Genomic DNA, 21696 nt, shown 5'->3' on the forward strand with positions numbered 1-21696 from the left:
AAGAAAGTCATGCCTCAGGAAGGATTATTGTGAGATTATATAATAATTAATGGTTTGAGTAGTAATAAGTTGTTATTTGATGAATTAGCATACGAATATTCAATCAGATAATTAAATAAATAGTTTTAGATGGAATTTCTAATTATGAAAAAATGGAGGGAAGCGAAAGCTTCCCTCTATTAAATTAACTATTAAATTTTAGTGAATGTAAGGGGCTGAGTACTTAAAGTTGCAGGAACATGTAATTGAAGGGTCGGAAACTCACCCTTTACATTCATTTCATAAGCGAATAAAAGCCCCATCTTCATTTGGAACAAACTAATTGATGCAGAGAAGATGTCGTAATGATGGTGTTTTAGCTGAAATTCCATATCCATAAATTGTACATGTAAGGAATCATCTTGTTTGAATACTTTTAGTATTCCATAAGCAGGGTGTTCAAAAGTTCCAGTATAAGCATCTAATGAATGGGAAAGGCTAGTTCCTTTTGTTGCTTCAGGAAGTGATTCAGTTGCCTCTTTCATCATTTCTTTCATTTTTTCACTATCTTCTACAGAACGATTATGCCAGTCGATAAATTCTAGTCCGAGAAGTTCGTCGTAAATATGCTTTGTAATATAAGTAGGAAGTAAAGTTTGTCCGGAGTTTGTAAGTACGACTATACCGATGTTTTCATTTGGTATGAATGATGCAAGTGCAGAGAATCCATCAATATTACCGCCGTGATGAATCAGTTTATAACCGCGATAAGCGCTAATAAACCAACCGAGTCCGTAGCTATTTAATGGTGATTCACTTGTTGATAACATTGGCTGATCCGGGATTGGCGTATGCGGTGTATACATTTCTTGGAGTAGTTCAGTAGAAATCAAATCATGATTTTCTGTTTTTCCTTTGTTTAAGTGAAGCAGAACCCATTTTGCCATATCTTCAATGGAAGAGTTAATACATCCAGCCGCTCCAACTGTATCGATATTTCGGAATGGAATTTCTTTCATTTCACCATTATCTTCAGCGTAAGGTAATGCGTAATCATCTGTATTTTGTGAGTCTGTAACAGAGAAGTTTGTATTCCTCATATTTAAAGGTTCTAATATATGTTCTGTAACGTATTGCTCCCATGTTTGATTCGTAATGTTTTCCACAATATAACTAATTGTTGCATACATTAAGTTGTTATATAAAAATGCAGTGCGGAACGGTGCATCAAGTGATAAATGTTTAATTTTTTCTACGATATCTTTACGAGATAAGGAAGAACTGTACCAAAGAGCATCGTGACGACTTACCCCAGTACGATGAGAAGCTAAATCTCGTCCTGTAGCTTGCGAGTTAGCGAGTATATCGGATAAAGAAAAGTTAGGTGCGTAAGATTGGACAGGAGTATCCCAATTAAATTTTTTTTGCTGTGCTAATAAGCTTAATGAAAGTGTACCGAATGCTTTCGTTGCAGAACCAATTGCGAATCGTGTCTGCGGAGTAACAGCTTCTTTTTTCTCTATGTTTCGATAGCCAAAACCTTCTGAAATAATTACTTCACCATCTTTTATAACAGCTACAGCGGTACCTGGAACGTGTAAATCTTTCATCATTTTCTCAATCGTATGTTGTAACGTACTTAAAACAGGGGTTTTGATTTTAGACATGCTTCTAACCTCCAAATATAATTTTTATGTTCCGCACTATACTTTCTGTAATAGAAAAGTGAAAACCTTTTTAAATATTGAAAGTTAATAATTTTGTAAGAATTATTGAAAGTATTTTTATTAATTTAGATTATTAAATCCGATGTTTTTCATGTTATGATAAATCTCATATAAGATTGAAAGAAGGTTTTCCTACATATGAAACATGCTGAATATGAATACTTAAATTTATGCCGTCATGTAATGGAGCACGGCACTAAGAAAGAAGATCGTACGGGGACAGGTACTGTATCTGTATTTGGATATCAAATGCGTTTCGATCTAAGTGAAGGATTTCCTTTATTAACGACAAAGAGAGTCCCATTTCGCCTTGTAGCAAGTGAACTGCTTTGGTTTATGAAAGGTGATACAAACATTCGTTATTTATTACAACATAATAATAATATTTGGAATGAATGGGCGTTTAAGAGTTGGGTAGAAAGTGATGAGTATAATGGTCCAGATATGACAGATTTCGGTCTTCGCTCTCAACAAGATGAGGAATTTAAGAAGCAATACGATGAGCAAATGGAATTGTTTAAAAAGAACGTTCTAGAAGATGATGATTTTTCGAAGAAATATGGTTATTTAGGAGACGTATACGGAAAGCAGTGGCGTGCTTGGAAAACGACAGCTGGTGAGACACTTGATCAACTAAAAGATGTAATTGAAATGATTAAGAAAACACCAGATTCACGTCGTTTGATTGTATCTGCTTGGAATCCCGAAGATGTACCAAGCATGGCATTGCCACCTTGTCATACGCTATTCCAATTTTATGTAGCAGATGGAAAGCTTTCTTGTCAGTTATATCAAAGAAGCGGTGATATTTTCCTTGGAATTCCATTTAACATTGCAAGCTACTCTCTTCTAACACATTTAATTGCACATGAATGTGGTCTTGAAGTAGGAGAGTTTGTTCATACTATTGGTGATGCACATATTTATACAAATCATTTTGAACAAGTAGAAAAGCAGTTGGCACGTGAACCACGTCCGTTCCCTAAACTTACATTAAATCCAGATGTGAAATCTGTGTTTGATTTTGAAATGGATGATTTAACATTAGAAGGATATGATCCACATCCAGCAATTAAAGCACCAGTTGCAGTGTAATTGTAGAGGAGATGAAAAGATGATTGTTTCATTTATGGTGGCAATGGACGAAAATAGAGTAATTGGTAAAGATAATAAACTACCATGGCGTTTGCCAAGTGAATTACAGTACGTGAAGAAAACGACGATGGGTCACCCGCTTATTATGGGAAGAAAGAACTATGAAGCGATCGGTAGACCGCTCCCAGGAAGACGTAATATTATCGTAACTCGCAATGAAGAGTATCATGTTGAAGGGTGTGAAGTTGCTCATTCTGTGGAAGAAGTGTTTGCGTTATGCAAAGATGAAGAAGAAATCTTTATTTTTGGAGGAGCGCAAATTTATGATTTATTCTTACCGTATGTGGAGAAATTGTATATTACAAAGATTCATCATGCGTTTGATGGAGATACATTCTTCCCAGAAATAGATATGACCGATTGGAAAGAAGTTTTTGTGGAGAAGGGTTTAACGAATGAAAAAAATCCATACACGTACTATTATCATATTTATGAGAAGCAACAATAAAAAAGATTGATGTGAGTATTCACATCAATCTTTTTATTTATATTACCAGATGTAACTTTATAGATGGGATTCAATAGTGCTATAATGAGAGCTAGCATGTATATAATGCTATAAATTTTTAGAAGTTGTAATAAAAGGAGGAGAATCGGTTGAGAAAAATATGGGGGATTCTTTTTCTTTGCTTAGCATTAATGCTAGTCGGATGCGGCAAAGAAGAAAAACCACAAGAAGCGTTTGATACATATGCAAAAGCGTGGAATAAACAAAAATTTGCAGATATGTACGGTCAATTATCAGAAAATGCAAAAAAGAATATCTCGAAAAAAGATTTCGTAGAGAAATATGAAAAAATTTATGCAGGTATAGAAGTGAAAAACTTGAAAGTAGAAACAGGCGAAGTAAAAGAGGATAAAAAAGAGAATGGCCCTGTTCCTTTTAAAGTAAGTATGGATACAGTTGGCGGTAATGTCTCTTTTGGTTATGAAGCAAAAATGGTGAAAGAAAAAGATGGAGATAAAGAATCATGGAAAGTAGATTGGACTCCTGATTTTATTTTCCCAGGCATGACAAAAGATAGTAAAGTGCGTATGCAGACAACACAGCCAAAACGTGGTGAAGTTTACGATCGTAATGGAAAAGGTCTTGCGACGAATGGTAAAGCGTCTGAAATCGGAATGATTCCAGAAAAATTAGGAGATGCTGCTCCACAAACGAAAGAAACAGTAGCGAAGTTGTTAAATATGTCTGTAGAAGAAATTGATCAAAAGCTAGCTGCTAAATGGGTAAAACCAAATTATCTTGTACCAATTGGGATATTGCCTGAAGGGGCAACGCAAAATGCGTACATTGATTTACCAGGTGTTTCAACAAGACCGGTAAATGTTCGTACATATCCGTTAGGAGAAGCGGCAGCGCATTTAACTGGTTATATCGGAAAAGTTAATGCGGAAGATTTAAAAACGCTTCAAAAGAAAGGGTATCAAGCAGATGATCCAGTGGGTAAAGCAGGATTAGAACAAGTATTAGAAGAAAAGTTACGTGGTAAAAAAGGTGGTCGCGTCTTCATGGAAGATGCACAAGGTAAGGAAATTAAAAATTTAGCGAAAACAGATGCTGTTGATGGAGAAAATGTAACTTTAACTATTGATAGTGCTGTTCAAGAAAAAATTTATAATGAAATGAAAGGAGAGGCTGGATCAAGTGCAGCAATTAATCCGAAAAGCGGAGAAACGATTGCACTTGTAAGTAGTCCAGCTTACGATCCTAACCTTATTGCAAGAGGGACATCGAAAGCTCAACGTGAAGCTTGGAATACTGACCCGAAAAAACCGATGACGAATCGATTTACACAATTATCGGTTCCAGGTTCGGTATTTAAGCCTATTACAGGTGCAATTGGTCTTGAAACAAAAACGATTGATCCGAAAGAAGAATTGAAAATTGAAGGATTGAAATGGACGAAAGATTCTTCTTGGGGCAATTATTATGTAACTCGTGTCAAAGACGCAAATCCGATTGATTTTGACAAAGCAATGAAATACTCGGATAACATTTATTTCGCACAAGAAGCTTTGAAAATTGGTAAAGATAAATTTATGTCTGAAGCGAAAAAATTTGGATTCGATGAGAAATTACCAATCGAATACGGATTCCCTGCTTCTAAAATCGCAAATGATGGCATTAAAAATGATATTCAAATGGCAGATACAGGATATGGACAAGGACAAGTATTAATGACTCCTCTTCATTTAGCTTTAACGTATGCGCCAATTGTAAATGATGGAACGATTCCGTCACCGTATATTATTAAAACAGATAAACAACCAAAAGCTTGGAAAGAGAACGTGATTTCTAAAGGAAATCAAGATATATTAAAAACGGCTTTAACGAAAGTAATTAATGATTCAGATGGTACAGGGAAAATCGCGAAAATTGATGGTATGACTCTTGCTGGTAAAACAGGAACAGCAGAATTAAAAGTTTCAAAAGAGGCAGAAGGAAAAGAACTAGGTTGGTTCGCTGCGTTCGATTTAAATTCACCTGATATGGTCATTACAATGATGATTGAAGATGTAAAAGGTAGAGGTGGAAGTAATATTCCAGCTGAAAAAGTGAAACATGTTTTTCAAAAGTAAAATTTGATAAAAACTACCTCCATGAAATATGGAGGTAGTTTTTTTATTTGGTCAGAATCTTAATATTTATATACAAAAACAATATGAAGCAATATAACTTATTAACTTACGAAAAAAAAGTTGCTATTTTTAATTGACATTAGTTAAAACTTTTTGTATTATACTTACATAAGGTAAGTTATTTACTTTCGAATTATAAATCTCAAATTAAAGATAAAATAGAAAAAGGGAGAGAATACAATGACAAAAGTACTATTTATTACAGCAAATCCAAATTCAACAGAAGGTTCTTTCGGTATGGCAGTAGGGGAAGCTTTCATCGAAGCATATAAAAACGAACATCCACAAGACGAAGTTGTAACAATTGATTTATTCAATACAACAGTACCAGCAATTGATGCAGACGTATTCGCTGCTTGGGGTAAATTTGCAGCAGGTGAAGGATTCGAAACTTTAAGCGAAGCTCAACAACAAAAGGTTGCAGCAATGAACAATAACTTAGAAACATTTATGCATGCAGATCGTTATGTATTCGTGACTCCAATGTGGAACTTCAGCTACCCACCAGTAGTGAAAGCATACTTAGATAACTTATCAATCGCAGGTAAAACATTTAAATATACTGAAAACGGTCCAATTGGCTTACTAGAAGGTAAAAAAGCACTTCACATTCAAGCTACAGGCGGCGTTTACTCTGAAGGAGCATACGCAGCAATGGACTTCGGCCGCAATCACTTAAATGCAGTATTAGGATTCATGGGTGTAGCTGACACTGAATATATTGCAGTTGAAGGAATGAATGCAAATCCTGAAAAAGCACAAGACATTAAAGAAGCAGCGATTGCAAATGCACGCGAATTAGCAAAACGTTTCTAATATAGAAAACTTCGAAAATGTCCAAACACTTGCTGTTTGGACATTTTTTCTTCTTTTTCCTTCGTTTGTCTAGTATAATGAAGGTCGGAATGATAATAGGTGGGGGTTCTGTATGATTCAAACGTTTTTTAAAATCTTTTATTTAATTTTAATCGTAATTGTGATTACACCAAGATTGTGGCGTATTAAAAGAAAAGCAAGTACGATGTCACCGCAAGAAAAAGATAGTGTTGTGTATAAAACAACAAACTGGTTTGGTAAGAAAATGGTACGTGTTGCTGGGTCGACTGTAGAAGTAAAGGGACTTGAAAATGTTCCGAAAGACAAGCCGGTACTTGTGGTAAGTAATCATCAAAGTAATATGGATATTCCTGTTTTACTAGGTTACTTAAATAAACCAATTGGATTCGTTTCTAAAGCGGAAATTAAAAAGTTTCCGGTTGTACCAACTTGGATGGAACTAATGAATTGTGTATTCATGGACCGTAGCGATCGTCGTCAATCTCTTAAAGCAATTAAAGATGGAATTGAGCTATTAAAGAACGGGCATTCTATCGTAATTTTTCCAGAGGGAACGAGAAGTAAGGGCGGTGAAATCGGTGAGTTTAAAGCAGGGAGTTTTCACCTTGCTGTAAAATCTGGCGTAGCTATCTTACCAGTAACTTTAGATGGTACATATAAGATGTTTGAGGCAAATGGAAACCGTATGAAACCAGCTCATGCGACATTAACAATTTCTAAGCCGATTACACCTGAAGAATATGCAAGTATGGATGCTAAAGAGTTAACAGAGCATACAAAAGATATAATTGCATCTCAATTACATAAGTAATAAAAAAAGTTTCAGCTTAAACAAGCTGAAACTTTTTTTATGCTGCGGGTAAGACATAAAAGAGTACGCAGAAAAACATCATTGTACTACCACCTAATACGAAGAGATGCCAAATGGCATGATTGAACGGAAGCTTTTCCCAAAGGAAGAATATAGCTCCGACAGAATATAAAATACCGCCTATTAAAAGTAGTGAGAAGCCGTGCCCAGTTAAATTTTCATAAAGGGGTTTAATGGCAACGATCATGAGCCAACCCATAATGATATAACATAATGTTGATGTTTTAATAAAGCGACGAACAAAGAAAATTTTGAAGATAATGCCACCAATCGCAAGGGTCCAAATAATTGCGAGTAACGTCCAACCGAGCGGGCCACGCAGTGTAATGAGTAGAAATGGTGTATACGTGCCGGCGATTAATAAATATATGGCGGAGTGATCTAAAATGGTAAATAACTTTTCTACTTTTGGATGATGAATACTATGTAACAGTGTAGAAAATAAGTACAGCAGGAACATGCTTACGCCATAAACGGTAAAGCCAACAACAGCAGATGCTGTACCATGTTTGGAAGCGTGAATAATTAATATGATTAAGGCAGGGATGCTTAAAATGGCACCGATACCATGGGTAACTGCATTAGCAATCTCTTCTTTTACAAATTGGGTCATTCTTGTGATTTTTTGTGTCATAATGTAAATCCCTTTCCTTGTAATGAGATAAGATATATTTTTCTTAACCATATCATATACAAAAGGATTAGAAAATGATATTTGTATAATTGATTATATTTTTGAATTTTTTTGACAAAAGATAGCGGATACATTGACGTTTACAAAATTTTTTGACAAAATGAACTTATGGAATAGTAGGACAAGGAATCTACTTATGAAGGGGATGGGGAAATGTTTTCAAATATTGGCTTTCCAGGGTTAATTTTAATTTTAGTAGCAGTGTTAATTTTATTCGGCCCTAAAAAGTTACCGGAAATTGGGAAAGCTTTAGGGGAAACGTTAAAAGAATTTAAAAAATCAACAAAAGAATTGACAGATGAGGCATTTCAAGAGAAGGAAAAGAAGTAAATAAAAGAATATGATGAAATTTTCTTGGAATGGATAAATAAAGTGTGGTGAACGAGATGGAAGATCGGGAAATGAGCGTAGTAGAACATATTGTTGAGCTTCGCAAACGAGTAATATATACAGTAATATCCTTCGTATTATTTTTAATTATCGGATTTACTTTTACGAAGGATATTTATTTTTGGCTTGTAAAAGATTTACCAATGAAATTAACTGTTCTCGGTCCAAGTGATGTGTTATGGATTTTTTTCTCGATTGCTACAGTATTTGCTATCGTTTGTACAATTCCTTTTGCAGCGATACAAATTTGGTTATTTGTAAAACCAGGTTTACATCCAAATGAACAAAAAATGACATTAATGTATATACCGGTATTGTCTATATTATTTATAGCAGGCCTATCTTTCGGTTATTTTATCGTAATGCCATTTCTATTTCATTTTTTAACGACAATTGGTAATGAAATGTTTAATACGATGTTTACGACAGAAAAGTATTTTCATTTTGTACTTAATTTAACAGTTCCGTTTGCTGTTATATTTGAATTACCTGTAGTTGTTATGTTTTTAACGAGCATAGGTCTTCTAACGGCAGAATTTCTTCAAAAAATAAGAAGATATGCTTATGTAGTGTTGATTATAATTGCATCGTGTATATCGCCGCCTGATTTTTTATCACATAGTTTAGTAGCGGTACCGCTTATTTGTATTTATGAAATTAGTATCGCTTTATCAAAGATTGTTAGTAAGCGAAAACAGAAAAAAGAAGAAATACAGTCGAAAAGTGCCTCGTTATAAAGGCACTTTTTTATTTATCCCGATTGGTGTGGGCTAATAATCAGTGGGGTATGGACACCCCCCCCATTGATTAAAGTTTCACTTTATTTGTTATACTCTAGCTATAATCGTATACAATATTATAGAAGAAAAAAAATATAGAATCTCCAAAATTTAGACAAACTTTTCACTTTTATAAGTTTATACTGGAGTTATCTAGCTATTTACGGATAATAAGACTCCCGTCTCAAGGGATATATAGGACAGGGTCTGGATTAGGTGGAGATGAATAGAGCCTAAAGCTTCTAACCGTAGGGACTACGGGGTTCGCCTATGGATACTTTAGTATTCGTAGGAAACCTTCACTTTAAATAACGTGTCATGGCGTAAAGTGGAGGAAGTTCAAAAATCCAACGAAAAAGAGGATTGATATTGTGATTACGAAAAGTTTTTATTTCACTCATTCAACAGGGAATTGCATTAAAATATTTGAAATCCCTGTCCTACAAGCACAACATCCATTAGCGTTTCTAATTCAGTCTCGTCTTCAGTTATTTATTGCGAAAATTCAAAAACATAAAAACCCAAGATTTTCGTACTCTTTCCGTGAATATTTACAAAGTTGTTTGAAGTGGAATGATTATTCAAATGTATATAAAACAAATACTCTTGAAAAGAATGCATAATACACAGCAGGGACAGAGTTAGGTAAGCTCTGTCTTTTTTTATTTTAGGTATAAAAATATAATTAATTTGGTGAAATTTGTTCGAAATTGTTGAAAGCAATGGGAATGCTAGTATAATAACAAGGAGAGCGTATTGGAAAGGGAAGAAGTATAATATGCAAAAAATTAAAATTGTAACAGATTCAACTGCAGATTTATCTCAAGAAGTGATTAAGAAGTATGATATTCATGTTTTACCATTATCTATTTCTGTAAATGGACAAACATACTTAGATCGCGTTGATTTACAACCAGATGAATTTATTGAGGAAATGGCGAAATCAGAAGAATTACCAAAAACATCACAACCAGCTATGGGTACATTTGTAGAAATGTATGAAAAGTTAGGAGAAGATGGAAGTGAAGTACTTTCCATCCATATGACAGGTGGAATGAGTGGTACTGTTTCAACAGCAAATAGTGCTGCATCAATGACAGATACTAAAGTAACAGTCGTTGATTCTCAGTTCATTAGCCATGCGTTAGCATATCAAGTAATTGAAGCTGCAAAAATGGCAAAAGAAGAGCGCTCGTTAGAAGATATTTTAAAACGTATTGATGAAGTGAGGAAGAATACTCGTTTATATGTAGTCGTAGATACATTAGAGAATTTAGTGAAAGGTGGGCGTATCGGTAAAGGGAAAGCGTTTATCGGTTCTTTACTGAACATCAAACCGATTGCAAACCTTGAAGGTGGAGCATACAATCCAGTGACAAAAGTTCGTAGTCAAGGGCAAGTTGTTAAAACTTTAACTAAATTATTTGAGCAAGATACTGCTGGGAAAGTTGTAAAAGCAGTTGCAATTCCACATGCAAAAGCACTTCCTTTAGCAGAAAGTGTAAAAGCAGTTGTTGAAAAAGTAAATGGATTCACTCAAACAGAGATTTTCTATACAACACCAGTCATTAGTACTCATACAGGACCAGGAGCAATTGGTTTTATGTATTTAGCAGAATAATAAAAAAAGCTACTTGAAATATATTTTCAAGTAGCTTTTTTATGTGTATATGAAATAAGAAATGAGAAGGGCAATACAGGCGCTTCCGCTAATGATATAGCGAGTCTGTAAGTAATTTTTCATGGAAAACACCCTTTTCGATTTTCTATAGTATATGATAAATTATTCGAAAAAGTAGTTCTGTTATACATGAGAGGTTTCAGTAATTTTTTCTGGCTCTTTCTCTAGTATAGTAGGGATATAAGTGAAAGTTTGGCCCAAAAAAAGAACATGTAGTTGTTCCCACGGTAGCATTCGTAAATTCCAGTTATTACGAAGTCGTGTTACAGCCTCCCTTGGAGTTTCATCTGCTAGCGCAAAAGTACCGTAATGCATTGGAATAAAATGCGTAGCGTTTATATCTAAATAGGCTTGCACAGCTTCTTCCGGTGAAACATGGGATACTTTCATAAACCATTCTGGTTCATAGGCACCAATTGGCATGAGTGCAATATCAATTGAAAAACGTTTGCCGATTTCTTTAAAACCTTTGAAATAACCACTATCACCGCAAAAATAAATGGTTTCTGAAGTAATCTTATTATCGATAATCCATCCTCCCCAGTGAGAGGTATTCGTATCAAATAATGATCTTCTCGTCCAGTGCTGGGCAGGTACGAAGTGAAAAGCGACTTCATCAATTGTTATACTGTCCCACCAGCTGTATTCTTTTACATTGGTGAATTTTTTACGAGTAAATAATTTTTTTAATCCAATTGGCACAAGGTATAAAACATCATTATTCAGTTGACGAAGAGATGAAAAGTCTAAATGGTCATAATGGCCGTGTGAAATAAGCACAATATCAATTTTAGGTAGTTCATCTAAAGCGAGACCTGGCTGTGTAAGTCTTGGAACTAGCTTTAATTTATTTGCCCATACTGGATCTGTTAAAATGTTTAAGCCGTTCGTTTGAATTAGAAAAGTAGAGTGACCGATCCATGTGACAGTCGTTTTTTCAAAGTTATTTTGCAGAAATTTACTTTGTTTAACAGGTGATTGTTCTACTAGAAAAGAAAAATCTTTTTTGTTTTGTTTTCTCTCTTTACGCCAGCGTAAGAAGGAGTGAATTGATTTTTTTGTACTCACATTATCCATATTTTCATAGCGCTTTGTCATGAACATCACCTCATTTAAAATCGTTGTAGTTGTATTGTACCGAAATGTTGTAAAGGAAAACAGTGTGTAAAATGGATTAATGTTTAAGGAATTGTAAAAAAATTGATAATTACCTTTACAAAATTTAACCCTATTGGTGAGGGCTAATAATCAACGGAGGATGAAAAACCCCCACTGATTAAAGTTTCACTTTAAAATGGATTCTTGTTTGTAAATAAAGTATAGAGAAATAATAGTAGTTAACAATAGAACTTTTGTCTAGTAATTCGCATAATAATAAGAAGTAACATACGTAAAATCGTACGATTTCGTGAACAAATGAAGTAAACAATTTTCTCATAGTGTTTACTTAGGTTATGATATACATAACCTACATAAATTAAGGGAAGAGAAAAGAGGTTTAATAATGAAGCGTTATCAAAAGTTAATTGGTCTTATGGTTATTTTTTGTCTTTTTGTACTAGCTGGATGCAGTGACTCAGGATCGAAACTCCGTAAACCATTAAACTGGGATTTAGAAACTTTCCAATTCACAAACCAAGAAGGAAAGCAGTTTGGTACAAAAGATTTGAAAGGAAAAGTATGGGTTGCAGATTTCATGTTTACAAACTGTCAAACAGTTTGCCCACCAATGACTGCTAATATGGCGAAATTACAGAAGATGGCGAAGGAAGAGAAGTTAGACGTTCAGTTTGTGTCGTTTAGCGTAGATCCTGACCTAGATAAACCGGAAAATTTGAAAGCATTCATTCAAAAGTTCACAGAAGATACAAGTAACTGGAACTTATTAACAGGATATTCATTGGAGGATATTACAAAATTTTCAAAAGATAATTTCCAATCGCTTGTAGATAAACCAGAGAATGGGCAAGTTATTCATGGAACATCATTTTTCTTAGTCGATCAAAATGGAAAAGTAATGAAAAAATATAGTGGTATTAGTAATACGCCATACGAAGATATTATACGTGATATGAAGCGATTAGTGGATTAAAAAGAAGGGTGCTTAGCACCCTTCTTTTTTGTCTTTTAGTCTATGGATAATATATCATGTTGTTGCGGAAGTTTCGGTGCACGAATTTCTAACACACCATTTTGATAAGAAGCTTTCGCTGTTTTTTTATTAATTAAATATGGTAACTTAATAATTCTTGACGCTTCTGAACTGGAACGTTCTCGGCGATAATAGTTATGAGATGTTTGTTCTTCTGTCTCTTCAATTATATCTTCTTTCACAGAGACTTTTAAGTATTCGCTTTGTATTTCAATTTGAATTTGTTCTTTTTGAATACCTGGTAGTTCGGCTGTAACGACGAGTTCGTCACCAACTTCGTATAAATCTACAGGGAATGTTAATAAACGGTTTCCTTTTTGGAAAAAATGATTTAAATCAGCAATTACATTACGAAGAGGTGTTTGTTCGAAAAAATCATCAATTTGCTTTAAATAATTACGAACCGGTGGGCGAGAAGAATCTTTTTTTTCTTCACTCATGGTATTACCTCCTAGAAATCAATTTGCAATATCATATGACAAAAGCGGAGAAAGGTGTGTGCCTAGTTTTCATGTTTTCATAAAAAATTGTTAAAAATGTGAAATGGAGTGATTTTTTTATAGTTTTTGGTCGCCATATTCAGTTGATTATGCTAGTATAAATAAGGTTGATATAGTAGTATAGAGACAGAATGAAAACCGAAAGAGGGTAAGAAGTATGTGTGGTTTTGTAGGATGTTTATGTGAAAACCCTAGAGAGTTTTCAGAAACAGAAAAACATCAATTTGAAAATATGAACACGATGATTTTCCACCGTGGTCCAGATGACGAAGGATATTTTCGTGATGAACATGTACAATTTGGCTTCCGCCGTTTAAGTATCATTGACTTAGAGGCAGGACATCAGCCACTAACTTATGAAAATGATCGATATGTAATTATTTTTAATGGTGAAATTTATAACTATGTAGAATTACGTGAAATGTTACTTGAAAAAGGTGCAACTTTTGCAACACAATCTGATACAGAGGTTATCATTGCATTGTATGCACATATGAAAGAAAAATGTGTAGACTACCTTCGTGGTATGTTTGCATTTATGATTTGGGATCGTGAAGAAAAGAAACTTTTCGGTGCACGTGACCACTTTGGTATTAAACCTTTATACATCGCACAACAAGGTGATACTACATTCTTCGCATCTGAGAAGAAAAGTATTATGCATGTAATGGAAGATAAAGGGGTAAACCCAACTTCATTACAACATTACTTTACGTACCAATATGGTCCAGAGCCAGAAACATTAACAATTGATGTTAATAAAATTGAGCCTGGTCATTACTTCGTAAAAGAAATCGGAAAAGAGATGGAAATTCATCGCTACTGGAAACCTTATTTCAATGCTTCAAGTGCAACGAAAGAGGAGCATATCCAAGCGATTCGTGATGTATTATATGATTCTGTAAAAGTGCATATGCGTAGTGATGTACCAGTAGGTTCTTTCTTATCTGGTGGTATCGATTCATCGATTATTGCTTCTATCGCAAGAGAAATGAATCCAAATCTTTTAACGTTCTCTGTTGGCTTTGAGCAACGCGGTTTCAGTGAAGTTGATGTTGCGAAAGAAACTGCTGAGAAATTAGGAGTTAAAAACCATAACGTATTCATTTCAGCGCAAGAATTTATGGATGAGTTCCCAAAAATTATTTGGCATATGGATGATCCTTTAGCGGATCCAGCAGCTGTACCATTGTATTTCGTTGCTAAAGAAGCGCGTAAACATGTAACGGTTGTACTTTCGGGTGAAGGTGCGGACGAGCTGTTTGGCGGCTATAACATTTATCGCGAGCCAAACTCTTTAAAAATGTTCTCTTACATTCCTAGCCCAGGAAAGAGCGTTCTAAAGGCACTAAGTGGTGCCCTTAAAGAAGGATTTAAAGGGAAAAGCTTCTTAGAGCGTGGATGTACGTCAATTGAAGAGCGTTACTATGGAAATGCGAAAATCTTCCGTGAAGAAGAAAAAGCTGAATTAATGAAGTATTACGATGAAAGTGTTAACTATATGGATATCACGAAACCATTGTATAACGAAATTAAAGATTATGATGATGTAAGTAAAATGCAGTACATTGACATGTTCACATGGTTACGCGGCGATATTTTATTAAAAGCTGATAAAATGACGATGGCAAATTCATTAGAACTTCGTGTACCGTTCTTAGATAAAGAAGTATTTGATGTTGCATCTAAAATTCCGACAGAATTTAAAATTGCAAACGGAACAACGAAAGCTATTTTACGTGAAGCGGCACGTGGAATTGTTCCAGATCACGTGTTAGATCGTAAAAAGCTTGGATTCCCAGTACCAATTCGTCACTGGTTAAAAGATGAAATGCACGATTGGGCTGTAAATATTATTAACGAAAGCAAAACTGAGCATTTAATCGACAAACAGTATGTATTAAACTTACTGGAAGCACATTGTGCAGATAAAGGCGATTATAGCCGTAAAATTTGGACTGTACTTGCGTTTATGGTATGGCATCAAATTTATGTTGAGCATAAATACGATACGAATAAATTCCATGAAGAAACAAAACGTGCGTATAGCTTAGTTTAATTAGAAAAACCTTAAGATCGCATTTGGTCTTAAGGTTTTTTTCATAAATAGCACTTTTAATTGATACAATAATAGTAAAAGGATGTACAACATATGATTACGTTTGAGAAAGTAAATATAGAAAATGAAAGCGTTGTTAAAGAAATGTTTCGCTCGCACAGTTTAAGTGTGGAAAAGGTTCAGTACTGTGTAAAAGTTGATGATACATATATCGGTGTAATAGATTATAGTGTTCAAGAAGAGAGTGCTATTTTATCTCAGCTAATTATCCATTTTGATTATCAAGGTTATGGATATGGAACGAATACGTATTTTACATTTGAAGAAATGATGAAACATAGAAATGTGAAAGAGATAAAAGTATTACAAGAGGAATTAACAGAACGAGCTAAGTCTTTCATAGAGGGATCTGGTTTTATTGAGGAAAATGGAGTATATATAAAGCAAATGTAACGAATATTTATTACGTGATGAAATGAATAAAAGGCAGGTGAACGTATGACAATGACTTCTGGGCTTGTATTAGTTGGAGGGTGTTTTATAGTAGCGGAACTATGCCAGATGTTTATTCGAAAAAGAATGTATAAGAAGAGAAGACCGTATGAATTACAATTTATCCCCGTGTTTTTAATTTTGTTTTGTATGCTATTTGTATTACAAAACATAACTCATTTTCCACCTCTTTTGAACATCTTTTTGAAGTTCGGTTTGCTATATAGCGGCGTTGGGATAGTTCTTTTATTTATTTTATTTTGCATACGTTACATCCACTATCAATCATACATATTCGTTTTAAATTGGTTAAAGCAAAGCGATAAAAACCGCCTTACATAAGGCGGTTTTTATTTGTATTTGTAACGGAACTTGTACAAGTAACATAAAATAGGACGAGTAGAAATATAAGTTTATTACATTAAAGAAAGGAACGAAAAAGTTATATGAAGCTGGTTATAGATGCAGGGCACGGTGGATATGATTCGGGGGCTGTTGGTTATGGTTTAGTGGAAAAAGAGTTAACACTTCAAATTGCTAGACGTGTTCGAGCTATTCTAACTGCAAATTACCCAATTACTATTAAAATGACACGTGATAGTGATGTGTTTATCTCTTTATCAGAACGTGCTAATATTGCTAATTCCTTTGGCGCAGACTATTTTATCTCATTTCATATTAATAGTGGTGGTGGCACTGGTTTTGAAAGTTATATACACAATGCGATATCTAATAGTAGTTCGGCATATGCCAAGCAACAAAAAATTCATGCGGCAGTTAATCCTGTATTAACAAAATACGGCCTTCGTGATCGAGGAGCCAAAAAAGTAAATTATGCAGTACTTAGAGAGACTGCAATGGATGCAGTATTAACAGAAACTGCTTTTATTGATACAACGTTTGATGCGAATTTATTGAAAAATCCACAATTTATTGAAGATCTAAGTCAAGCATATGCAAACGGAATAGCAGCTGCTTTGGGAGTAGCTCCAAATCCGAATCCTCCAAATCCACAACCCCAAACCCACAGCCGACACCACAAACGAAGGGGATTGCTTATATCCTTGGGAAAAATGTAAATTTAAGAAGTGGTTCATCAACGTCTTCTTCAGTTATTCGTCAACTAAATTCGCCAGAATCTTATGTCGTATATTAGGAAAGTAACGGATGGTTAGATTTAGGGAATGGACAATGGGTGTATAATAATCCCTCATACATTAATTTTATAAAAACGAGCAATAGTGATGGAAATCCAATCGGTGTCGCTTATATACAAGGAACAAATGTAAATTTAAGAAGTGGTCCGTCAACATCTTCTTCAGTTATTCGCAAGTTAAATAAACCTGAATCGTATTTAGTATATATAAATCAAAACGGTTGGTTAAACCTGGGTGGAAAGCAGTGGGTGTATTATGACCCATCATATATTAAATATAATCAATATTAGGAAATAAACTTATAATGTAATATGAATGCGTATCTTTGTTATGTATAACATAGATACGCATTCTAAGAACGTCTATTATTTTCATACTCATACACTTTATCCCGCTATTTGAGGGCAGTAAGACTCCCACCTCAAAACTCGGCGATAGATAGGAGATCAACTGCTCGTAAAACCCCAATTGGTGTGGGCTAATAATCAGGGGGAATGGACAAAACCCCCACTGATTAAAGTTTAACTTTATTTTAAAAAGAAACATTTGAATAGCGGATAGAATCTAAATAGTATATATTAAAAAAGTTCTCTGATATACATTGACAATGTATGTAATATACATTAACCTTTAATTGTTAATGATAATCGATTTCATCTAGGGAGGACATATGGTACATAGTAAAAAAATATTTATGTTCTGCATTATGATACTTATGGTTATAATCGCAGGGTGTAGTAAAGAAGAGAAAAAAGAAAATGATACATCAGCTAAAGCAAAAGATTCGTATAGTATAAAGCATGCAATGGGTGAAACAACAGTAAATGGTACACCTAAAAAAGTCGTTGTTTTAACAAATGAGGGTGCAGAGGCTCTTCTAGCTGTGGGTGTAACACCAGTTGGAACTACAAAACCGCGTGCGGGTGATGAATGGTATCCTCATTTAGCGAAAGAGTTAAAAGATACAAAAGTTGTAGGAACTGAGCGTGATATTAATTTAGAGGCAGTTATGAAGCTTAAGCCGGATTTAATTATCGGAAATAAAATGCGTCATGAAAAAATATATGAGCAATTGAAAGAAATCGCACCAACTGTATATGCTGAAACATTGCGTGGGGATTGGAAGGAAAACTTTACACTCTATACAAAAGCAGTAAATAAAGAAAAAGAAGGCCAAAAGGCTCTTGAAGATTATAAAAAGCGTATTGAAGGAATGAAAGAGAATCTAGGAGATAAAATAAACTCTAAAGTGTCTATTATTCGCTTCGTACCAGGAGATGTTCGTATTTATCAAAAGAATTCATTCTCAGGCGTTGTATTAAATGATGTTGGATTTAAACGACCACCATTACAAGATAAAGATGAATTCGCGATAAAAGGAATTACAAAAGAGCAAATTCCAAATATGGACGGGGACTACTTATTCTATTTCACATCTGATAAAGATGCAGATAAGAATAATGAAGGAAATACTTTAGCAAAAGAATGGATTGAAGATCCACTCTTTAAGCAGCTACAGGCTTCTAAAAATAATAAAGTATTCCAAGTAGATGAAGTAATTTGGAATACAGCAGGCGGCATTAAAGCTGCAAACCTTATGTTAGATGATATTGAAAAATATTATCTTAAATAAATAAAAAAGTACATCACTTTAAATAGGTGATGTACTTTTTTATTTATAAAAATACAGAAAATTCCTTCTTTTAGATTGTTATAAGTTGTACAATAAAATCAATTATGAAATAAAGGAGTGGGAATGAATGAAAGCTACTCATAAAGATTGGATTTTGTTTAACGGTAGAATTGTAAATACGAAGGAAGAACAGCCTATGGTCCCATTGGAGGAAAGAGGCTTTCAATTTGGTGATGGTATATATGAGGTATTCAGATTATACGATGGGAAGCCTCATTTATTAGACTTACATTTGGAACGCTTTTTTAAATCTATGAAGGAAATTAAAATTGTTCCACCGTTTACAAAGGAAGAGCTAGTCGAGGGACTTCATCAAATGATTGAAAAAAATCAATTTCAAGAGGATGGGAATGTGTACCTTCAAATATCACGAGGGGCTCAAGCGCGAAATCATGTGTATGAACAAGATCTACAACCGACATATTTTGCGAATATCGTTTCGTTTCCAAGACCAATTGCTACAATGGAAACAGGAATAAAAGTAACGGTGGAAGAGGATATACGGTGGAAGTTTTGTCATATAAAATCTTTAAACCTTCTTCCTAATATTATGATTAAAAATAAAATAAACGAGCAAGGGTATCAAGAAGCGATATTAGTACGTGATGGAATTGTAACAGAAGGGTGTCATTCGAATTTCTTTATGGTGAAAAATAATAAGTTGATTACACATCCGGCTGATAATTTCATTCTACATGGTATTACTCGTTACTATGTTATGACATTAGCGAAAGCTTTACATATTGAAGTAGAAGAGCGTGAATTCTCATTACAAGAAGTATACGAGGCTGACGAATGCTTCTTTACAGCGACACCTCTTGAGATATTCCCGGTTGTTCAAATTGGTGATGAGCAGTTTGGAAGTGGAGAGAGAGGTAATATTACAAAAAAATTACAAGCAGCTTATGAAGAAAGTATTGTCTCTTTTAAAGTAACAAATTAAGTATTAGGAAAAGAAGCTGGTATTCTTCCAGCTTTTTTTCATGATATAATTCAAGTGTAGGACAAGTTTTGAAAACGCTGTAAAAGGGGATTTAATATATGAATTATGAAGATTTTAAGGAAGTAATCCACGGAAGACGTAGTGTTAGAAAGTTTACAGAACAAGAAGTAGCTATTAGTGATATAAAAGAAATTATTGATTGTGCTAGATATGCACCAAGTGATACTAACTCGCAGACGTGGGAGTTCTTGGTTATCATGAATCGAGATAAAATTAAAGAGATTGAACAAATGACATGGGATTCGTTACATAAACTTGCGGCAAAAGCGGCAGAAAATGGAGAAGAAAAAGCAGGTAAATTATTAACACGTTCATTTGGGCCTTATGCAACTGCCTTTTCTGAAGCTCCAGTATTAATCGTATGCTTGGCAACACCATACGAATCAAAGTTTCGTGAAAAGATATTTGATCCAATTGCTTTCGTTCCTGATTCAGTGTGGGAAGAGGAAGGGATTAAGAGTAGCTGTCTAGCGGCACAAAATTTAATGTTGGCTGCACATGCGAGAGGACTTGGTACTTGTCCAATGACAGGACCTGTATTATTAGCTCAAGATGGACTGCGACAATATTTACAAATTGAGCCTGAAAAACAAATTAATATGGTAATTTCACTCGGGTTTCCGAAAGATAAGCCGAAGAAACTTTCGCGAAAAGAAGTAGATGAGATTACAACATTTATTTTTTAAATGCTATGTAGAAAAGACATTGAAAGAACAATGTCTTTTTATTTTGAACGGATATTTTTCTGGTGAATTGGGCTAAAATGATGGATAAGATGGAATTTCTATTTATTTCTTAAAAAAAATTAATGTTCTTAAAATGAAAGTATGGTACAGTAATCGTGAGCAAGCTAATATTTGTTCATGAAAGTGTTAAAAACTTTTTTAAAATCAAGAAGTTATTTTTGTATAATAAATTCTAACGAAATAACAGGGGGGATGAATTTTGAAGAAATTCATAATCGCTGGATTGTCTGTATTGTTATTAGTAGGCTGTGGTGCTCCAAAGGAAAAAGAGGGTGCACAGTCAAATCAGGAAGAACAAGTTGTAAATGCAAGTGATGAGAATATGGTCGTATTTCCTGAAGGCGCAATTCCAGTTGGAGAAGGAAAAGTAAAAGTAATTACACCAGATGGTACTTCTGAAAATGGCAATATACCAACTGTATTCATAAAAAAAGATACTTTAATTCAGCAAGTTGAATTAGAACTTTCTAATTTTCAAAATGATAAAGAAACATTTGTATTTGTAGATCAAATGTTTGCAGATAAACATCAAGTTACTAGTACAACACAGACAACAGTACAATTAAAAGAAAAGATGCTTGAGACAGGTGGTCATATGATTACCGCAGTTCAGTTTGAAAACAATGACCCGAAAGGAAAAGTCATTAGCTTTAATCAAGCGACGTTTGAAACGAAGCCTGCGTCTTAATATGGATAAAAAGTACATTACTTAAAGTGGTAGTGTACTTTTTAGTTTATAACGATTCCCGGTAAATTATTGAATTATACTCGTGTATTACGTCGTAGAGAATAATCGGCTTCTCTTCCCAGTACGAATGATAGTAAAATATTATTTGCTATAACTGCATGGGAAGAGGGAAGTAATGTGAAGATATTAATTCGAATCATTTTACTTTGTATCCCTGTATCAATAGGCCGGTTTATTATACAAGAACTTGTTCAGGTAATGTTGAAGACCTACTAATGGGAAGTACATGTTTTATAATTGTTTTTATTTTTTAGGAGAAATTAGGATTAAAATAAATTCCCATAAGAAAGATGTAGGATTTTAGTTATAAATGTCGAATGAAATATATAATGTCGTAATAACATATTTTCTATTGTTTATTGTGAAACAGAAGAAGGAGAGATATCAGTA

General features: G+C 34.2%; 21 protein-coding genes and 1 pseudogene. 18 read left to right on the plus strand and 4 right to left on the minus strand.

From position 1 onward, the window contains the following. Positions 1-191: 191 nt before the first annotated feature. Entirely contained in the window at positions 192-1646 is a 1455-nt protein-coding gene (locus tag U860_RS0116195; RefSeq protein ID WP_025149382.1) for a serine hydrolase, read from the minus strand. A 198-nt stretch (positions 1647-1844) separates the two neighbouring features. Between U860_RS0116195 and U860_RS0116200 the strand changes: the two genes are divergently transcribed. From U860_RS0116200 to U860_RS0116220, 5 genes are all read left to right on the plus strand, one after another. Next, complete coding sequence (locus U860_RS0116200; RefSeq protein WP_002171762.1) at positions 1845-2801, plus strand: thymidylate synthase; 957 nt, start codon at positions 1845-1847, stop codon at positions 2799-2801. A gap of 19 nt (positions 2802-2820) precedes the next feature. Next, a complete protein-coding gene (locus U860_RS0116205) occupies positions 2821-3309 on the plus strand; it encodes a dihydrofolate reductase (protein WP_025149383.1) in 489 nt (162 codons plus the stop codon). A 149-nt stretch (positions 3310-3458) separates the two neighbouring features. Next, a complete protein-coding gene (pbpC, locus tag U860_RS0116210; RefSeq protein WP_025149384.1) occupies positions 3459-5444 on the plus strand; it encodes a penicillin-binding protein 3 in 1986 nt (661 codons plus the stop codon). A 240-nt stretch (positions 5445-5684) separates the two neighbouring features. Further along, positions 5685-6320 (plus strand): FMN-dependent NADH-azoreductase, encoded by a 636-nt coding sequence (locus U860_RS0116215; RefSeq protein WP_025149385.1) that lies wholly within the window; start codon positions 5685-5687, stop codon positions 6318-6320. A gap of 112 nt (positions 6321-6432) precedes the next feature. Further along, positions 6433-7152, plus strand: coding sequence for a lysophospholipid acyltransferase family protein (locus U860_RS0116220; RefSeq protein ID WP_025149386.1), 720 nt, complete (start codon positions 6433-6435; stop codon positions 7150-7152). 37 nt (positions 7153-7189) lie between these two features. Here the strand turns inward: U860_RS0116220 and U860_RS0116225 are convergent, their stop codons facing one another. After that, entirely contained in the window at positions 7190-7846 is a 657-nt protein-coding gene (locus tag U860_RS0116225) for a hemolysin III family protein (RefSeq protein ID WP_002171767.1), read from the minus strand. A gap of 213 nt (positions 7847-8059) precedes the next feature. On the opposite strand from U860_RS0116225, the gene U860_RS0116230 reads away from it, so the two are divergent. The 4 genes from U860_RS0116230 (at position 8060) to U860_RS0116245 (ending at position 10696) form a co-directional block, all read left to right on the plus strand. Next, a complete protein-coding gene (locus U860_RS0116230) occupies positions 8060-8236 on the plus strand; it encodes a twin-arginine translocase TatA/TatE family subunit (RefSeq protein ID WP_002141629.1) in 177 nt (58 codons plus the stop codon). Positions 8237-8292: 56 nt separating this feature from the next. Further along, the gene (gene tatC / locus U860_RS0116235) at positions 8293-9033 is read left to right on the plus strand and encodes a twin-arginine translocase subunit TatC (RefSeq protein ID WP_029953007.1); all 741 of its coding nucleotides are present in this window, start codon (positions 8293-8295) and stop codon (positions 9031-9033) included. A 413-nt stretch (positions 9034-9446) separates the two neighbouring features. After that, complete coding sequence (locus tag U860_RS0116240; RefSeq protein ID WP_002171769.1) at positions 9447-9698, plus strand: DUF2535 family protein; 252 nt, start codon at positions 9447-9449, stop codon at positions 9696-9698. Between the two features lie 155 nt (positions 9699-9853). After that, complete coding sequence (locus U860_RS0116245; protein ID WP_025149388.1) at positions 9854-10696, plus strand: DegV family protein; 843 nt, start codon at positions 9854-9856, stop codon at positions 10694-10696. 183 nt (positions 10697-10879) lie between these two features. Here U860_RS0116245 and U860_RS0116250 read toward each other — a convergent pair whose 3' ends face one another. After that, a complete protein-coding gene (locus tag U860_RS0116250) occupies positions 10880-11854 on the minus strand; it encodes an MBL fold metallo-hydrolase (RefSeq protein ID WP_025149389.1) in 975 nt (324 codons plus the stop codon). 406 nt (positions 11855-12260) lie between these two features. Here U860_RS0116250 and U860_RS0116255 point away from each other — a divergent pair, with 406 nt between their 5' ends. After that, positions 12261-12848, plus strand: a complete 588-nt coding sequence (locus tag U860_RS0116255) for an SCO family protein (RefSeq protein ID WP_025149390.1) — start codon at positions 12261-12263, stop codon at positions 12846-12848. A gap of 35 nt (positions 12849-12883) precedes the next feature. On the opposite strand, the gene U860_RS0116260 is transcribed toward U860_RS0116255, so the two are convergent. Further along, positions 12884-13348, minus strand: a complete 465-nt coding sequence (locus U860_RS0116260; RefSeq protein WP_025149391.1) for an Hsp20/alpha crystallin family protein — start codon at positions 13346-13348, stop codon at positions 12884-12886. Positions 13349-13565: 217 nt separating this feature from the next. On the opposite strand from U860_RS0116260, the gene asnB reads away from it, so the two are divergent. From asnB to U860_RS0116295, 8 genes and pseudogenes are all read left to right on the plus strand, one after another. Further along, the gene (gene asnB / locus U860_RS0116265) at positions 13566-15467 is read left to right on the plus strand and encodes an asparagine synthase (glutamine-hydrolyzing) (protein ID WP_002171774.1); all 1902 of its coding nucleotides are present in this window, start codon (positions 13566-13568) and stop codon (positions 15465-15467) included. A 93-nt stretch (positions 15468-15560) separates the two neighbouring features. Then, complete coding sequence (locus U860_RS0116270) at positions 15561-15920, plus strand: GNAT family N-acetyltransferase (protein WP_025149392.1); 360 nt, start codon at positions 15561-15563, stop codon at positions 15918-15920. A gap of 45 nt (positions 15921-15965) precedes the next feature. Further along, on the plus strand, positions 15966-16301 hold the full coding sequence (locus tag U860_RS31615) for a hypothetical protein (protein ID WP_115610325.1): 336 nt from the start codon (positions 15966-15968) through the stop codon (positions 16299-16301). 104 nt (positions 16302-16405) lie between these two features. Further along, positions 16406-17406 (plus strand): annotated as a pseudogene (locus U860_RS31620) (N-acetylmuramoyl-L-alanine amidase). A gap of 380 nt (positions 17407-17786) precedes the next feature. Continuing rightward, the gene (locus U860_RS0116280; RefSeq protein ID WP_025149393.1) at positions 17787-18749 is read left to right on the plus strand and encodes an iron-siderophore ABC transporter substrate-binding protein; all 963 of its coding nucleotides are present in this window, start codon (positions 17787-17789) and stop codon (positions 18747-18749) included. 127 nt (positions 18750-18876) lie between these two features. Next, positions 18877-19752 (plus strand): D-amino-acid transaminase, encoded by an 876-nt coding sequence (dat, locus tag U860_RS0116285; RefSeq protein ID WP_025149394.1) that lies wholly within the window; start codon positions 18877-18879, stop codon positions 19750-19752. Between the two features lie 98 nt (positions 19753-19850). Then, positions 19851-20498 carry a nitroreductase family protein gene (locus tag U860_RS0116290; RefSeq protein ID WP_025149395.1) on the plus strand — a complete coding sequence of 216 codons (648 nt, stop codon included), beginning with the start codon at positions 19851-19853 and terminating at the stop codon, positions 20496-20498. A gap of 259 nt (positions 20499-20757) precedes the next feature. Continuing rightward, positions 20758-21246, plus strand: a complete 489-nt coding sequence (locus U860_RS0116295) for a hypothetical protein (protein ID WP_025149396.1) — start codon at positions 20758-20760, stop codon at positions 21244-21246. The last annotated feature ends 450 nt before the right edge of the window (positions 21247-21696 follow it).

This window comes from Bacillus sp. H1a (assembly GCF_000633475.1).
Classification (GTDB): Bacteria; Bacillota; Bacilli; order Bacillales; family Bacillaceae_G; genus Bacillus_A; species Bacillus_A paramycoides.

Excerpts from the sequence above, each read along its gene's own strand:
- U860_RS0116195 (WP_025149382.1), bottom strand. The coding sequence starts at position 1,646 with ATGTCTAAAATCAAAACCCCTGTTTTAAGTACGTTACAACATACGATT.
- U860_RS0116200 (WP_002171762.1), top strand. The coding sequence starts at position 1,845 with ATGAAACATGCTGAATATGAATACTTAAATTTATGCCGTCATGTAATG.
- U860_RS0116205 (WP_025149383.1), top strand. The coding sequence starts at position 2,821 with ATGATTGTTTCATTTATGGTGGCAATGGACGAAAATAGAGTAATTGGT.
- U860_RS0116215 (WP_025149385.1), top strand. The coding sequence starts at position 5,685 with ATGACAAAAGTACTATTTATTACAGCAAATCCAAATTCAACAGAAGGT.
- U860_RS0116220 (WP_025149386.1), top strand. The coding sequence starts at position 6,433 with ATGATTCAAACGTTTTTTAAAATCTTTTATTTAATTTTAATCGTAATT.
- U860_RS0116225 (WP_002171767.1), bottom strand. The coding sequence starts at position 7,846 with ATGACACAAAAAATCACAAGAATGACCCAATTTGTAAAAGAAGAGATT.
- U860_RS0116230 (WP_002141629.1), top strand. The coding sequence starts at position 8,060 with ATGTTTTCAAATATTGGCTTTCCAGGGTTAATTTTAATTTTAGTAGCA.
- tatC (WP_029953007.1), top strand. The coding sequence starts at position 8,293 with ATGGAAGATCGGGAAATGAGCGTAGTAGAACATATTGTTGAGCTTCGC.
- U860_RS0116245 (WP_025149388.1), top strand. The coding sequence starts at position 9,854 with ATGCAAAAAATTAAAATTGTAACAGATTCAACTGCAGATTTATCTCAA.
- U860_RS0116250 (WP_025149389.1), bottom strand. The coding sequence starts at position 11,854 with ATGACAAAGCGCTATGAAAATATGGATAATGTGAGTACAAAAAAATCA.
- U860_RS0116255 (WP_025149390.1), top strand. The coding sequence starts at position 12,261 with ATGAAGCGTTATCAAAAGTTAATTGGTCTTATGGTTATTTTTTGTCTT.
- U860_RS0116260 (WP_025149391.1), bottom strand. The coding sequence starts at position 13,348 with ATGAGTGAAGAAAAAAAAGATTCTTCTCGCCCACCGGTTCGTAATTAT.
- asnB (WP_002171774.1), top strand. The coding sequence starts at position 13,566 with ATGTGTGGTTTTGTAGGATGTTTATGTGAAAACCCTAGAGAGTTTTCA.
- U860_RS0116270 (WP_025149392.1), top strand. The coding sequence starts at position 15,561 with ATGATTACGTTTGAGAAAGTAAATATAGAAAATGAAAGCGTTGTTAAA.
- U860_RS31615 (WP_115610325.1), top strand. The coding sequence starts at position 15,966 with ATGACAATGACTTCTGGGCTTGTATTAGTTGGAGGGTGTTTTATAGTA.
- U860_RS0116280 (WP_025149393.1), top strand. The coding sequence starts at position 17,787 with ATGGTACATAGTAAAAAAATATTTATGTTCTGCATTATGATACTTATG.
- dat (WP_025149394.1), top strand. The coding sequence starts at position 18,877 with ATGAAAGCTACTCATAAAGATTGGATTTTGTTTAACGGTAGAATTGTA.
- U860_RS0116290 (WP_025149395.1), top strand. The coding sequence starts at position 19,851 with ATGAATTATGAAGATTTTAAGGAAGTAATCCACGGAAGACGTAGTGTT.